The 13,594-nt window shown below is 45.1% G+C and carries 15 protein-coding genes and 1 tRNA gene; 12 read left to right on the top strand and 4 right to left on the bottom strand.

What is annotated here, in order from left to right:
- The 3 genes from B5E64_RS00085 to B5E64_RS00075 all read right to left on the bottom strand — a co-directional run bounded on the left by B5E64_RS00085 (position 1) and on the right by B5E64_RS00075 (position 1,994).
- Positions 1-465, bottom strand: coding sequence for a C-GCAxxG-C-C family (seleno)protein (locus tag B5E64_RS00085; RefSeq protein WP_087166501.1), 465 nt, complete (start codon positions 463-465; stop codon positions 1-3).
- 108 nt (positions 466-573) lie between these two features.
- Positions 574-1,314, bottom strand: a complete 741-nt coding sequence (locus B5E64_RS00080; protein WP_343284028.1) for a nucleotidyl transferase AbiEii/AbiGii toxin family protein — start codon at positions 1,312-1,314, stop codon at positions 574-576.
- A gap of 83 nt (positions 1,315-1,397) precedes the next feature.
- Positions 1,398-1,994 carry a type IV toxin-antitoxin system AbiEi family antitoxin domain-containing protein gene (locus B5E64_RS00075; RefSeq protein WP_087166499.1) on the bottom strand — a complete coding sequence of 199 codons (597 nt, stop codon included), beginning with the start codon at positions 1,992-1,994 and terminating at the stop codon, positions 1,398-1,400.
- Between the two features lie 213 nt (positions 1,995-2,207).
- On the opposite strand from B5E64_RS00075, the gene B5E64_RS00070 reads away from it, so the two are divergent.
- The 11 genes from B5E64_RS00070 to B5E64_RS00020 all read left to right on the top strand — a co-directional run bounded on the left by B5E64_RS00070 (position 2,208) and on the right by B5E64_RS00020 (position 11,989).
- Positions 2,208-2,672 carry a DUF2975 domain-containing protein gene (locus tag B5E64_RS00070; protein WP_242960046.1) on the top strand — a complete coding sequence of 155 codons (465 nt, stop codon included), beginning with the start codon at positions 2,208-2,210 and terminating at the stop codon, positions 2,670-2,672.
- A 13-nt stretch (positions 2,673-2,685) separates the two neighbouring features.
- Entirely contained in the window at positions 2,686-2,922 is a 237-nt protein-coding gene (locus tag B5E64_RS00065) for a helix-turn-helix transcriptional regulator (RefSeq protein ID WP_087166498.1), read from the top strand.
- Positions 2,903-4,381, top strand: a complete 1,479-nt coding sequence (locus B5E64_RS00060) for a DUF4173 domain-containing protein (protein WP_087166497.1) — start codon at positions 2,903-2,905, stop codon at positions 4,379-4,381. Before B5E64_RS00065 ends, B5E64_RS00060 begins: the two co-directional genes overlap by 20 nt.
- Before the next feature lie 12 nt (positions 4,382-4,393).
- Positions 4,394-5,236: a fumarate hydratase gene (locus tag B5E64_RS00055; protein ID WP_087166496.1), complete on the top strand. Its 843-nt coding sequence runs from the start codon at positions 4,394-4,396 to the stop codon at positions 5,234-5,236.
- Positions 5,197-5,835 carry a Fe-S-containing hydro-lyase gene (locus B5E64_RS00050; RefSeq protein ID WP_162610106.1) on the top strand — a complete coding sequence of 213 codons (639 nt, stop codon included), beginning with the start codon at positions 5,197-5,199 and terminating at the stop codon, positions 5,833-5,835. Before B5E64_RS00055 ends, B5E64_RS00050 begins: the two co-directional genes overlap by 40 nt.
- Positions 5,836-5,848: 13 nt before the next feature.
- A complete protein-coding gene (locus tag B5E64_RS00045; protein WP_087166494.1) occupies positions 5,849-6,559 on the top strand; it encodes a lysophospholipid acyltransferase family protein in 711 nt (236 codons plus the stop codon).
- A 204-nt stretch (positions 6,560-6,763) separates the two neighbouring features.
- Complete coding sequence (locus B5E64_RS00040; protein ID WP_087166904.1) at positions 6,764-7,333, top strand: glycerol-3-phosphate responsive antiterminator; 570 nt, start codon at positions 6,764-6,766, stop codon at positions 7,331-7,333.
- 38 nt (positions 7,334-7,371) lie between these two features.
- On the top strand, positions 7,372-8,868 hold the full coding sequence (glpK, locus tag B5E64_RS00035) for a glycerol kinase GlpK (RefSeq protein ID WP_087166493.1): 1,497 nt from the start codon (positions 7,372-7,374) through the stop codon (positions 8,866-8,868).
- 33 nt (positions 8,869-8,901) lie between these two features.
- Entirely contained in the window at positions 8,902-10,338 is a 1,437-nt protein-coding gene (locus B5E64_RS00030; protein WP_087166492.1) for an NAD(P)/FAD-dependent oxidoreductase, read from the top strand.
- Positions 10,339-10,355: 17 nt separating this feature from the next.
- A complete protein-coding gene (locus B5E64_RS00025; RefSeq protein ID WP_087166491.1) occupies positions 10,356-11,621 on the top strand; it encodes an FAD-dependent oxidoreductase in 1,266 nt (421 codons plus the stop codon).
- 2 nt (positions 11,622-11,623) lie between these two features.
- Positions 11,624-11,989, top strand: coding sequence for a DUF1667 domain-containing protein (locus B5E64_RS00020; protein ID WP_087166490.1), 366 nt, complete (start codon positions 11,624-11,626; stop codon positions 11,987-11,989).
- A gap of 91 nt (positions 11,990-12,080) precedes the next feature.
- Here the strand turns inward: B5E64_RS00020 and B5E64_RS00015 are convergent, their stop codons facing one another.
- On the bottom strand, positions 12,081-13,004 hold the full coding sequence (locus B5E64_RS00015; protein ID WP_087166489.1) for an alpha/beta fold hydrolase: 924 nt from the start codon (positions 13,002-13,004) through the stop codon (positions 12,081-12,083).
- A gap of 288 nt (positions 13,005-13,292) precedes the next feature.
- Here B5E64_RS00015 and B5E64_RS00005 point away from each other — a divergent pair.
- A tRNA-Ser gene (locus B5E64_RS00005) sits at positions 13,293-13,380 on the top strand.
- Positions 13,381-13,594 lie beyond the last annotated feature (214 nt).

Raw genomic sequence — 13,594 nt, 5'->3', positions numbered from 1 at the left:
TTAGGATTCCTGCTGTTCGTCATGTTTCAGCTCTCTTAAAATAATCTCTGCAGTTTTTTTCGCAGTAGAAGTGACAATGTCCGTACACATGGCTTTCCGTTCCGGGGCGTCCCTGTCGTAGTCTTTAATCAGTACTCCGCAGCAAGGCGAATGGAAAGATTCCGTAAAGAAATCATGTAGCTCCTTCGTAAGTGCGAAGCACCGCTGATTTCTCGGATCTCCCGGCGTTCTCCGGCCAAAGAAGTAGCCAATGCACATCGTACCTCCTGCCAGGGCTCCACAGATGCAGCCGCCTCCGCCAAGACCCCACGGAAATCCGCTGCTCATGGCAATGGCGTCATCAGAAAGATCAATTTCAAAATTTTTACGGATTGCATAGATGACAGATTCCGAACAGGCAAATCCCTGATGAAAGATGTTATCTGCGTCCTGCGCAAGCTGCTCCATATCGATGTTTGTATTCATATACATTCCTCTTTTCTCTTCTCTCTTTGTATCCCATTATACAATTCCGAAAGAAAAAAGTAAAATGCAGCACATCAGGATTTTTCTATATTTTGTTTACAGTTCTTGCTAGAAATTCATTCTCTCTGTAAACTCAGTTATTGTTTCCATGATAGCAGGATATGTAATCTCTCTTGCATATAAATTTTGTGTTTGATACCTTTTCCATAAACCCTGCAGAACAGTTGATTCTCTCAACGCTGGCAGAATACGTGCCGTGTCCTGCAGAACGGATAAGGAATCTCTTTTCTTCGCTGTGGAAAGAACTGCCTGTTTTAAAAGGTCCCAGTCTGCATTTTCCTGATATAGTCGATACAAAAGGTGTAAATCATAAAAATCTCTTGCACGCGTATTTCCGATATTTCTTCGGATAATCGTTTCGTATTTTTCCGCCAGTATAGTTTCCTGTGTATAGGCTTTCACAAGTACTTGGCGGTCATCAAACAGAAATTGGACTTCTTTTGGTGTAATTTCGTCACCGGTCGTTATATCAATCTTCATAGATATTTTCATTTTTCCGTAAGTCGCTTGGATCGAAGCACGGAAATTTTCGTATTCGTCATCTTCACGGATAGGTGTTAGGTATAAAAGCTGAAATTCGATTCCATCATTCACTGGCTGATTCAGAATTTCGGTGATCGCTTTCCGTATGCTCTTTTCATCCATTGGAAATCCTTTTACAGTTGTGTCCATATCCATTGTAGTCCGTTCAGTTATTCCAAGGATGGCGGAAATTAAAAGACCGCCTTTTAAAATAAACTTGTCCTTGTATGAAGAAACGGAAAGACGTTCAATGATACGTTCAAACATGAAAATCTGGAGGACTTCCTGTGCATGGATTCCTTTCTTTTTTGCCAGGCTGCGGATGGATCCTTTTAATTGTTCTGGTGTTTTCATAATAATATCTCCATATACTCTTGCACTTTTTCCTCAATGTGAAATTTCTTGGCATATTCCATCAAGCGAATATTATCACGCTCTTTGGAAGAAAAATATCCTTTCACCGCCTGAATAAAAACCTGTGGATCAGTCTGCTTGCGGCTTCGTATCATATCACAGATACACCGTTCTCTATCATAGACCGTGATTTTCCCGCCCTGCGGTGAGATCATCTTTATCATTCCAAGGTCCCATAAGGACGGTTTGATTCTGTGGAACTCTACATGAAATAATTCTTCTTTTAGATAAAATACATTGTAGGTCTTCGGCACTGTCATGGAAATCATCTGTGGAAACCGATCTGACAGGCCATGAAAATACAATGCTGTTCCATAAGAGAAAACGCCTTTTTTACATCTGCTCTGCAACAATACAAATTCATCATTGATACTGTCAGCAAAGGAATAGATTCCCCGACTTTCCCGAATCAGGCTGCCTTCTTCCAAATATTTTTTGAGATATTCCCGGCGAATTCCTGCGTTGGTTACGTCTTTGGTATAGAGATAACCATTTTCCCTGACAAGTTTTTTTAAAGAATCTAAATCAATCATAACATCACCCTTTTCGGCTTAACTTGACACCATTATATCATATAGTGTCAAATTTGTACATATTTTTTAGAAGTTCAATTTCCGTATCAGGTTGAATGTAGTGAATGAAGAAATTCTTAATTTTATCGAAAAACGATAAATCTATATTGAAAAACAATAAGCACCGTGCTATGGTATAGAAAAGTCAAAGAGCAGCAAGGAGGATGCAAAACAATGATGGGAAAAAGATCTGAGAGAAGACTGATACTGGGAACAAAATGGATTCTGGATTTTATGTTTGTTTCCGGGGTGATTGTACTTTTGATGTCCCCGTTTCTTTTACGGTACGCGGGAGATCATTTTGCGGGAGTCATCCGGGAACACTATATCCTGTATGTGGCGGTTTATCTGATTTCCGGTGTGATGGGACTTGCGATTGTATTCTGTCTCAGGAAGATGATGAAGACTGTCATAAGTCAGGACTGTTTTGTAGATGAAAACGTGAGAGAACTCAAGATCATGGGCACGGCAAGTTTTGTGATTGCGGCAGCGTTTCTTGTGAAAACCATATTTGCGGGAACCGTGGCAGGCGTGGTGATTATTGTTGTATTTTTTATTGCGGCGTTGTTCAGCTTCGTGCTGGCGGGTGTCTTTTCAGAAGCGGTCCGCTATAAAAAAGAAAATGATCTGACAATTTAGGAGGGTTCTGAAGATGGCAATACGTATGAATCTGGACGTCATGATGGCAAAAAGAAAGATCGGGCTGACGGAATTGTCGAAGGAAGTCGATATCACGATGGCCAATCTGTCAATCCTGAAAAACAATAAGGCAAAGGCCGTACGGTTTACGACTCTGGAAGCACTCTGCAAGGCGCTCCACTGTCAGCCGGGAGATCTGATCGAATATGTAGAAGAAGAGGAGGAAAAGGATGGAGAAGAGCAGATATGAAGTAATCATGGAACAAAAGACGGGAAAACTGCTTGCGGGCAGTCTGATCTACGGGATCTTGTTTGCGGTTCTTTTGTACCGGAATATGAGCGGAATCGGGATTCCGGTCCTGATGCTGGTAACCTGCCTGTTTCTTGCGGGATTTTTCCGGATGTTTGAAATGAAACTGAAAAAAGAGACAGTCTATTATATGACCGTGATGGTGCTGCTCGGTGTATCATCGACTTTGACGACATCGGATTTCTTTATTATGTTTAACTGGTTTGGAAGTATCGGATTGTTCTTTCTGATCCTGATCCACCAGTTTTACGAAGACCGGAACTGGAATTTCCTTTCTTATACGGTGGTGTATCTGAGAATGATGTTTGCTCCGCTCGGAAATCTTCTGTCTCCATTCCGGGCACTGATCCGATACCGGAAAAGTAAGGAAGACGGGGAAGAAAAGAAGAAATCAGGTTATATCGGACAGGTGGTGCTCGGAATCATTCTGGCAGGTTTGCTTTTGCTTGTAATTTTTCCGCTCCTTTTTTCAGGAGATATAGTATTTGCGGAATTTATCCGTCTGTTTACTGGAAATTTTAGAGGATTTTCTTTTTCGACAGGCTGGATCACCCTGTTTCTGGCTGGATTTATTCTCTGCTTTGCCGTATGGCAGGCATTTGTCAATTATGATCCGGACTTTGAGACGGAAGAAAAAGAAGAGCGTCCGATTCAGGTTGCAGGGATCACCTGCATATCGATTCTGACGGCAGTTTATCTGATTTTCTGTGCGATTCAGCTCGGATCACTGTTCTTCGGACACGGAATGGGGCTTCCGGATGGATATACTTATGCAGAATACGCAAGAAGCGGATTTTTTGAACTGCTTGGAGTCAGTATCATCAATCTGCTGATTGTTCTTGCGGTCATCCACCTGTTTTACCCAAAACGGCTGATGCAGAGACTCCTTACCGTTTTTTCCGGCTGCACGTATGTGATGATCCTTTCTTCCGGATACCGGATGTGCATGTATATCGAAGCATACAGGTTTACGCTTTCGAGAGTCCTGGTACTGTGGGGATTATGTGTCTTGTCTTTCATTTTGGCAGGTGTTATAGTAAATGTATATAAAAAAGACTTTCCACTGTTTCGTTACAGTGCGGCTGTCTGTGCCGCATTCTATTTGATTTTGTCCCTTTCCAGACCGGATGAGTGGATGGCACGTTATAATCTGGCCTATAAAGAAGAGTGGATCGAATCATACGATGAAATCCGGTATCTGTTTTCCAGAGATCTCCTGCTTGCGGTGGACGCGGAGCAGATCCAGCATCTCAAAGGAGATCCGGGAAATCTGATTCATTACTGTCAGGAAGTCGTAGACATGTACGACAATGAACCGGGATGGACATACAGTATCGGTGAGGCGAGAGCGAAAGAATCAGCGGAGCGTTTTTTGAAAGAATATGGAGACATCACATAAGGAGAAAACACGATGCGTACAGTAAATGTCAGTGAGATCACAGAGAACATCAAAGAAATGTGCATAGAAGCCAACCATTATCTCTCAAAAGATATGGAGGCTGCCTTAAAACACTCTCAGGAGACAGAAGCATCCCCGCTTGGACGGCAGATTCTCGGACAGCTTTCTGAAAATCTTCAGATTGCGGCGGATGAGATGATTCCGATCTGCCAGGATACCGGGATGGCGGTTGTCTTTCTGGAGGTCGGACAGGATGTCCATCTGGAGGGCGGAGCCGTCGAGGAGGCTGTCAATGAAGGTGTGCGTAAAGGCTATACCGAAGGATATCTGAGAAAATCTGTTGTAGGGGATCCGATTGAGCGGGTCAATACAGGAGATAATACACCGGCTGTTATTCATTATTCCATTGTCCCTGGAGATACTGTCCGGATTACGGTGACACCAAAAGGATTCGGAAGTGAAAATATGAGCCGGGTTTTCATGTTAAAGCCGGCAGATGGCATCGAGGGAGTCAAAGACGCAATATTAAAGGCGGTCAGCGAGGCGGGTCCGAATGCCTGTCCGCCGATGGTGGTAGGAGTCGGTATCGGGGGAACTTTTGAAAAATGCGCACTGATGGCAAAGCAGGCATTGACACGTGAGACCGGGGCTCATTCCACGATTCCGTATGTCAGGGAACTGGAAGAGGAAATGCTGGAAAAGATCAACGGACTTGGAATCGGTCCGGGCGGACTTGGAGGCACTACAACAGCTCTGGCAGTTCATATCAATACTTATCCGACACATATTGCAGGACTTCCGGTGGCGGTCAATATATGCTGCCACGTCAACCGGCATATTGTCCGGGAACTGTAGGAAGAACCTCAGCAGAAAGATGGAATACAGAAAGGAAGGATAAGACGATGGAAAAGCAGATCAGCGCACCGATCGATAAAAAGACTGCCGAAGAACTGACGGCGGGAGATTATGTCTATATTACAGGTACGATTTATACGGCAAGAGATGCCGCGCATAAGCGGATGAAGGAAACTCTGGACAGGGGAGAGGCACTTCCGTTTGATATAAAAGGTCAGATGATTTATTATATGGGGCCGTCTCCGGCAAGAGAAGGACGTCCGATCGGATCAGCAGGACCGACAACGGCAAGCCGTATGGATAAATACACACCGGAACTTTTGGATCTTGGCCTTGGAGCCATGATCGGAAAAGGAAAGAGAAGCAGGGAAGTGCTGGATGCGGTTGTAAGAAACAAGGCAGTCTATTTTGCGGCTGTCGGAGGAGCAGGAGCTCTTTTATCAAAGTGCATCCAGTCATCGGAAGTGATTGCCTATGAGGATCTTGGAACAGAGGCAGTACGCAAACTGTATGTGAAAGATTTCCCGGTTATCGTAGTGGCAGACAGCAAAGGAAATAATCTGTACGAAACAGCAATAGAACAGTACAGGAAAGCATAAGAGGAGAAGAAAAATGAAGCGTATATTAATGATGGTCATCCGGAATCTGATTTTTGTTCCGTACGGATGGATTAAACTGTGCTATTACGCCAGCCACGTAGATAAATATACGGAAGAAGAGCGATACCGCCTTTTAAAGTATATTGACCACAAGGCAAATAAGGGAGGCAGCGTCCATATCGAAGTACACGGACAGGAAAACATCCCGAAAGAAAACGGATTTATGTTTTTCCCAAACCATCAGGGGCTTTACGATGTGCTGGCAGTGCTTGAGGCATGCCCGGTTCCTTTTTCGGTTGTCGCAAAAAAGGAAATTGCCAATATTCCGTTTCTGAAACAGGTCTTTGCCTGCATGAAGGCGTACATGATTGACAGGGAGGATGTCAGGCAGGCCATGCAGGTCATCATCGATGTGACAAATGAAGTGAAAAGTGGAAGAAATTACCTGATTTTTGCGGAGGGAACAAGATCTAAAGAGGGAAATAAACCGGGGACTTTCAAAGGAGGAAGCTTCAAATCGGCAACAAAGGCAAAATGTCCGATCATTCCGGTGGCACTGATTGACGCATTTAAGCCGTTTGATACAAACAGCATCAAACCGGTGACTGTACAGGTTCATTTTTTGAAACCGATGTATTACGAAGAATACAAAGACATGAAAACGACGGAGATTGCAGCAGAGGTAAAAAAAAGGATCGAACAGACAATAGAAGAGAATATCTGATACCATAAGAATTTCGGCAGGATCTCTTGTAAAAGAGACAGCATTATGATAAACTTTTCTTAATTGAAGAACAAATGCTGAGACGGGAGAGCAACAGGACAACAGAGATGTTGTTTTGTTTTGCTCTTCTTTTTTTCTGGAAACAGAGGAGGATAGAGTTTCTGATTCCGGAGAATCAGAATGAAGGAAGTGAGTGGAAGAAAAATGAACCAGAGATTCTATGATATGCTGGAGGAAAATCCGGTGATTGCGGCGGTGAAGGATGAGGAGGGACTGGAGAAATGCTGCAGTCTGGAAGACATCAAGGTTGTCTTCATCCTTTTTGGAGATCTCTGCAGTATTCCGGATCTTGTAGGAAGAATCAAGGAGTCGGGGAAGATGGCAGTTGTCCATGCAGATCTGATTACCGGACTTGGAAGCAGGGAGATTGCGGTGGATTTTATCAAAAAGGCTACGCAGGCGGACGGGATCATTTCTACAAAACCGGCTCTGATCAAACGAGGGAGAGAACTGGGAATGTTCACCGTCATGCGGTATTTCCTGATTGATTCCATGGCGCTGGAAAATGTCAGGACTCTTCCGGGCGGAGTCAGACCGGATGTCATTGAAATCCTGCCCGGACTGATGCCGGATATTATCCGGAACATCTGTCAGGATCTGAAGACCCCGATTATCGCAGGAGGTTTGATTACAGACAGAAAATCCGTTATGGCTGCACTGTTGGCAGGAGCATTGTGTGTTTCTTCCACAAACCAGAATGTCTGGACAATGTAAAATACGGCACAGGAGCCGAAAAAAAGGAGGAACTGAATATGGCTAAATATGTAATGGCGCTGGATGCGGGAACCACAAGCAACAGGTGTATCCTGTTTAATGAGAGGGGAGAAATGTGCAGCGTGGCTCAGCGGGAATTCCGCCAGTATTTTCCGAAGCCGGGCTGGGTGGAGCACGACGCGGATGAGATCTGGGCAAGCCAGCTTGGAGTGGCTGTCGAGGCGATGAATATGATTTCCGCTTCTGCAGAGGATATTGCGGCAATCGGTATTACCAATCAAAGAGAGACTGTGATTGTCTGGGATAAGAATACGGGGGAACCGGTCTATCATGCAATTGTCTGGCAGTGCCGGAGGACATCTGAATACTGTGATTCTCTTGTAGAGAAGGGACTGACGGAAAAATTCCGGGAGAAAACAGGTCTTGTGATCGATGCTTATTTTTCTGCAACGAAGATCAAGTGGATTCTGGACAATGTGCCGGGAGCAAGAGAAAGAGCTGAGAAAGGCGAGCTTTTGTTTGGAACCGTGGAGACATGGCTGATCTGGAAACTGACAAAAGGTGCTGTCCATGTGACAGATTATTCGAATGCGTCCAGAACCATGCTGTTTAATATCAATACATTGGAATGGGACGATGAGATTCTTCAGGAACTTGATATTCCGAAAGCTATGCTTCCGGAGCCGAAACCGTCCAGCTGCATATACGGGGAGACAGACCCTTCATTTCTGGGCGGAGCGATTCCGATTGCAGGAGCGGCAGGAGATCAGCAGGCCGCTTTGTTTGGACAGACCTGTTTCGAGGCAGGAGAAGCGAAAAATACATATGGAACGGGATGCTTTCTTCTGATGAACACGGGAGAAAAACCTGTTTTTTCTCAGAACGGACTGGTTACCACGATTGCCTGGGGAATGGATGGAAAAGTGAATTATGCTCTTGAAGGCTCCATCTTTGTCGCGGGAGCAGCAGTGCAGTGGCTCAGGGATGAAATGAGACTGATTGATTCGGCGGCAGATTCGGAATATATGGCAAAAAAAGAAAAGGATACGAACGGATGCTATGTTGTTCCGGCATTTACCGGACTTGGAGCACCACATTGGGATCAGTATGCAAGAGGGACGATCGTGGGAATTACCCGGGGAGTCAACAAATATCACATTATCCGGGCTACACTGGAGTCTATCGCATATCAGGTGAACGATGTGCTGGAAGCGATGAAAGCAGACTCGGGAATCCAGCTGGCATCTTTGAAAGTGGATGGCGGGGCAAGTGCAAACAACTTCCTTATGCAGACGCAGTCGGATATCATCAATGCTCCGGTCAACCGTCCAAGATGCGTGGAAACTACGGCAATGGGCGCTGCCTATCTGGCAGGACTTGCAGTAGGATACTGGAAAGATAAACAGGATGTAAAGAGAAACTGGAAGATCGATCAGATTTTCCTTCCATCCATCGATGAAGAAAAGAGGCAGAAAAAAATCAAAGGATGGAATAAAGCTGTAAAATATGCCTATGGATGGGCAAAAGAAGACTGAGAATGGTGTCAGGAAGAAGGGAGACGAGAAGAGATGTATGATGTGATCATAATCGGAGGGGGCGTATCCGGCGCGGCATCCGCGAGGGAACTTTCCCGATACAAGATCAAAGCCTGTGTCCTGGAAAAAGAGGAGGATGTCTGCTGCGGAACATCAAAAGCCAACAGCGCGATTGTACACGCAGGGTATGATGCAGTTCCGGGATCTTTGATGGCAAAACTGAATGTCAAAGGGAATGAGATGATGGAACAGCTTTCAAAAGACCTGGATTTTCCGTTTCGGAGAATCGGTTCTCTTGTCATCTGTCTGAACGAAACGGATATGCCGAAACTGCAGGAACTGTATGAGAAAGGACTGAAAAATGGAGTCAGAGACTTAAAAATCATCAGCGGAGAAGAGGCAAAGGCCATGGAGCCGAATCTGGATGATCAGGTCTGTGCGGCACTTTATGCGCCAACAGCAGGGATTGTCTGTCCGTTTGAACTGAATATTGCTCTGGCGGAAAACGCATGTGAGAACGGAGTGGAATTTCGATTAGGAACAGAAGTGGAGAACATTGTCAAGATTGACGGCGGATATGAACTTCATACAAATCATGGAAATTTCCAGACAAGGTACGTTGTTAATGCGGCCGGGGTGTATGCAGACCGTTTTCATAATATGGTCAGCAGGAAAAAGATTCACATCACGCCGAGAAAAGGGGAATACTGTCTGCTTGATAAGACAGCCGGTCAGCATGTGAGCAGAACCATCTTTTCTCTTCCGACAAAATATGGAAAGGGCGTTCTTGTGACACCGACGGTACACGGCAATCTGCTTCTGGGACCGACTGCGAATGATATTGAAAATAAAGAAGGAACCAATACGACCAGAGAAGGACTTGATGAGGTTATCACAAAGGCGGGACAAAGTGTGAAAGACCTTCCGATGAGACAGGTCATCACATCCTTTGCAGGACTTCGTGCTCATGAGGATGGCAGTGAATTTATCATCGGAGAAGTTGAGGACGCAAAAGGATTTATTGACTGTGCGGGAATTGAATCCCCTGGACTTACCAGCTGTCCGGCAATTGGGGAGATGGTGGCGGATATTCTGAAAGAAAAAATGAGGCTGGAGAAGAAGGAGCATTTCATAGAGACAAGGAAAGGTATTCTTGATCCAAATACGCTGTCAACAGAAGAACATGCGGAGCTGATCCGGAAGGAGCCGGCATACGGAAATGTGATCTGCAGGTGCGAAATGATTACAGAAGGAGAGATTCTGGATGCCATTCACCGTCCGCTCGGTGCAAAATCTTTGGATGGAGTAAAAAGGCGTACACGGGCAGGAATGGGAAGATGCCAGTCTGGATTCTGCTCGCCAAGAACCATGGAAATTCTCGCACGGGAACTGGGAAAAGACATGTCCGAAATTACAAAAACGGGCGGAGAGTCCCGGCTTGTCGTCGGTACAAATAAAGACAGATTGTAGAAAGGAAGGCTTCGGAGATGAAAAACTATGATATTGTCATCATCGGGGGAGGACCGGCAGGGCTTGCAGCCGCAGTCTCAGCAAAAAGAAATGGAACAGACAGTATTCTGATTCTGGAAAGAGACAAGGAGCTTGGCGGAATCCTTAACCAGTGTATTCATAATGGATTTGGCCTCCATACTTTTCAGGAAGAACTGACCGGACCGGAATACGCCCAGCGGTTTATTGATCAGGTCGTTGAACTTGGCATTGAATACCGGCTGAATACCATGGTTATGGATATCAGCCATGAAAAAGTGGTAACGGCCATGAATAAGGAAGAAGGGCTGTTTGAAATTCAGGCAAAGGCTGTCATTTTGTCTATGGGCTGCAGGGAGCGGTCCAGAGGAGCGCTGAATATTCCGGGATATCGTCCGGCAGGCATTTATTCCGCTGGTACTGCACAGAGACTGGTCAACATGGAAGGCATGATGCCGGGGCGTGAGATCGTGATCCTTGGCTCCGGAGATATCGGATTGATTATGGCCAGGAGAATGACGCTTGAAGGGGCAAAAGTCAAAGTGGTAGCGGAGCTGATGCCGTATTCCGGAGGACTGAAGAGGAATATTGTTCAATGTCTCGACGATTATGGAATTCCGCTGAAATTAAGTCATACAGTTGTAGACATCAAGGGAAAGGAACGGCTGGAAGGAGTCACACTGGCCGAAGTGGATCAAAACGGGAAACCAATTCCTGGAACGGAAGAAGAGTATTCATGTGACACACTTCTGCTTTCTGTCGGATTGATTCCGGAGAACGAACTTTCACGCGGCATGGGTGTGGAAATGAGCAGAGTTACATCCGGTCCGGTTGTCAATGAGAGTCTTGAGACAAATATTGAGGGAGTCTTTGCATGCGGAAACGTGCTTCACGTACATGACCTGGTGGACTTTGTGTCTGAGGAGGCAGCTGCGGCGGGAAAACATGCGGCAGCGTATGTAAAAGGCGAAAGCAGACCGGGAAGCGGGCGGAGAATCACAATGAATCCGACAGGAGGAGTACGCTATACGGTTCCATCCACGATTGATCCGGAACGGATGGAAAATGAGCTTACTGTACGCTTCCGTGCGGGAGCAGTATTTAAAAATTGTTATGTAAGTGTATATTTTGATCAGGAAAGGGTCATTCGCCGCAGACGTCAGATTGTGGCTCCGGGCGAGATGGAAGAGATCAGGCTGACAAAGGAACAACTTTCTCAGCATGCTGACCTGAAAATAATTACAGTAACAATAGAGGAGGCGTAGAAATGGAAATTCGACATTTAACCTGTATCAGCTGTCCGATGGGCTGTCCGATTACGGTAGAGATGGAAGATGGACAGGTCGTAAGTGTTACAGGAAATACATGCAAAAGAGGCGATATCTACGCGAGAAAGGAAGTGACAAATCCGACCCGGATTGTGACTTCCACCATCCGGGTAAAAGGCGGAGCTGAAGATATGGTATCGGTAAAGACAAAGGAAGATATTCCAAAAGGGAAGATTTTTGACTGCGTCAAAGCACTCAAAGGAATCGAGAAAGAAGCTCCGGTAAAGATTGGTGACGTAATCCTGAAAGATGTGGCCGGGACAGGCGTGGATATTGTTGCGACGAAACATGTAGAAAAAGCATAAAGAAATAAAATGTGCCGTACACGGAAAAGAATATAATTCCTGTACGGCACATTTTAATTATTTATGCAGAATATCTTATCGGAGCCGGATGTCAGATCAGACTGTCCATGAAGTCGATAATCCCCTGTTCTACATCACAGCGGATGTCTGCGTAATTGTGAATTTCATGGCGGTATCCAGGATACACTTTTGTCTGAACCTGATGCCCGGTATCATGAAGCCAGTTGGATACTTCATAGAGACCCTGACCATAGTTGCCGACCGGATCCTGATCTCCTCCAATATTATAGAATGGCAGAGAAGCAGGTACTTTTTCAGCCCACTCTTTTCCTGTGATTACACGCATCATCTGAGTGAAATAGTAAAGAGAACGATTCAACGTTGGCTTGGTAAAAGCATCGAACGGATCTTCCGCATGGTCTTTCTGAACATATGGATCAGAACAAATCCATTCATTGCCGAGAGCAGAACTTTCGCAGCGTTCACACATCCATCCGAGAAGTTTTCCGGCATAGGACGGATCTGCCTCATCGCCATGGCCACCGTCGACAACTGATTTCAGTTCCTCCTCCGCCTCCCCGGCTCCCCGGAAAACACCGGCGGTACCGCAGATTGTGACACCGGTCAGCTCTGCACCATATTTGGCTGCATAATCTCTTGCGATAAAAGATCCCATGCTGTGTCCGAAAAGAAAATATGGAAGCTCCGGATATTTTTCGCGGACAATCCCGGTCAGTGCATGTTCATCTTCCATCATAGTATGGCATCCCTTGTCACCCCAGTCTCCCCAGGTATCGTTCATCATAGCCGTTTTTCCATGTCCTACATGATCATCGGCCGCAACAATATAGCCGGCATCCACAAAGGCTGAAATCATGTGAAGATATCTTCGTGAGTGTTCACCATATCCGTGGATCAGCTGGACAATGCCCTTCGGCTTTGCAGCGGGAACGTAAATCCAGCCACAGACGGTATCACGTTCATTATAAGATGGAAACTGAACTTCATGTAACATATAAACACCTCCATTCTAGATTACAGATCGTAAGTTCATCTCATCTGTCTAAAATCATTGTAGAATTCAGAAAAAATGATGTCAAGAAAGAATGCGTATCTTTCCGGCTTTCTTAAATTAAAACAGGAAAAACGGAGAGAGAATTATATAATGAAAGATGAAAAAAGTGAAATTTCAAAAATTGGCAAGAAAACCGAAAAATTCTGCTTGACAATAAGAAAGGAGTTTAGTATAATTACTCATGCGTTATGGAACGCATAATAAAATACTGACATGAATTCAGTATCCGGAGAAATACTCAAGAGGCTGAAGAGGCGCCCCTGCTAAGGGTGTAGGTCGGGCAACCGGCGCGAGGGTTCAAATCCCTCTTTCTCCGTTTTATTTATTGCCCTTTTTCGGGTGATAAATAAAGAACAGATTATCAGATCAAAAAAACAAAAAAAGTTTTAAAAAAGTGCTTGACAGAAACGAGCGGATGTGATAATCTGATATAGCTGTCGCGAGAGAGCGGCAACGAAAACAAAGAACTTTGATAACTGAACAATAGACAACGATCCCTGAAAATTCATGAGAATTATTCAGAACAAGGA

The organism is Drancourtella sp. An12 (assembly GCF_002160935.1).
Classification (GTDB): domain Bacteria; phylum Bacillota; class Clostridia; order Lachnospirales; family Lachnospiraceae; genus Sellimonas; species Sellimonas catena.
The sequence above is the reverse complement of the archived record's forward strand: the minus strand, read 5'-3'. Positions and strand labels throughout refer to the sequence as shown.

What these genes read in the sequence shown, in the direction of transcription:
- B5E64_RS00085 (WP_087166501.1), bottom strand. Translation starts at nt 465, where the DNA reads ATGAATACAAACATCGATATGGAGCAGCTTGCGCAGGACGCAGATAAC.
- B5E64_RS00080 (WP_343284028.1), bottom strand. Translation starts at nt 1,314, where the DNA reads ATGTTTGAACGTATCATTGAACGTCTTTCCGTTTCTTCATACAAGGAC.
- B5E64_RS00075 (WP_087166499.1), bottom strand. Translation starts at nt 1,994, where the DNA reads ATGATTGATTTAGATTCTTTAAAAAAACTTGTCAGGGAAAATGGTTAT.
- B5E64_RS00070 (WP_242960046.1), top strand. Translation starts at nt 2,208, where the DNA reads ATGATGGGAAAAAGATCTGAGAGAAGACTGATACTGGGAACAAAATGG.
- B5E64_RS00065 (WP_087166498.1), top strand. Translation starts at nt 2,686, where the DNA reads ATGGCAATACGTATGAATCTGGACGTCATGATGGCAAAAAGAAAGATC.
- B5E64_RS00060 (WP_087166497.1), top strand. Translation starts at nt 2,903, where the DNA reads ATGGAGAAGAGCAGATATGAAGTAATCATGGAACAAAAGACGGGAAAA.
- B5E64_RS00055 (WP_087166496.1), top strand. Translation starts at nt 4,394, where the DNA reads ATGCGTACAGTAAATGTCAGTGAGATCACAGAGAACATCAAAGAAATG.
- B5E64_RS00050 (WP_162610106.1), top strand. Translation starts at nt 5,197, where the DNA reads ATGCTGCCACGTCAACCGGCATATTGTCCGGGAACTGTAGGAAGAACC.
- B5E64_RS00045 (WP_087166494.1), top strand. Translation starts at nt 5,849, where the DNA reads ATGAAGCGTATATTAATGATGGTCATCCGGAATCTGATTTTTGTTCCG.
- B5E64_RS00040 (WP_087166904.1), top strand. Translation starts at nt 6,764, where the DNA reads ATGAACCAGAGATTCTATGATATGCTGGAGGAAAATCCGGTGATTGCG.
- glpK (WP_087166493.1), top strand. Translation starts at nt 7,372, where the DNA reads ATGGCTAAATATGTAATGGCGCTGGATGCGGGAACCACAAGCAACAGG.
- B5E64_RS00030 (WP_087166492.1), top strand. Translation starts at nt 8,902, where the DNA reads ATGTATGATGTGATCATAATCGGAGGGGGCGTATCCGGCGCGGCATCC.
- B5E64_RS00025 (WP_087166491.1), top strand. Translation starts at nt 10,356, where the DNA reads ATGAAAAACTATGATATTGTCATCATCGGGGGAGGACCGGCAGGGCTT.
- B5E64_RS00020 (WP_087166490.1), top strand. Translation starts at nt 11,624, where the DNA reads ATGGAAATTCGACATTTAACCTGTATCAGCTGTCCGATGGGCTGTCCG.
- B5E64_RS00015 (WP_087166489.1), bottom strand. Translation starts at nt 13,004, where the DNA reads ATGTTACATGAAGTTCAGTTTCCATCTTATAATGAACGTGATACCGTC.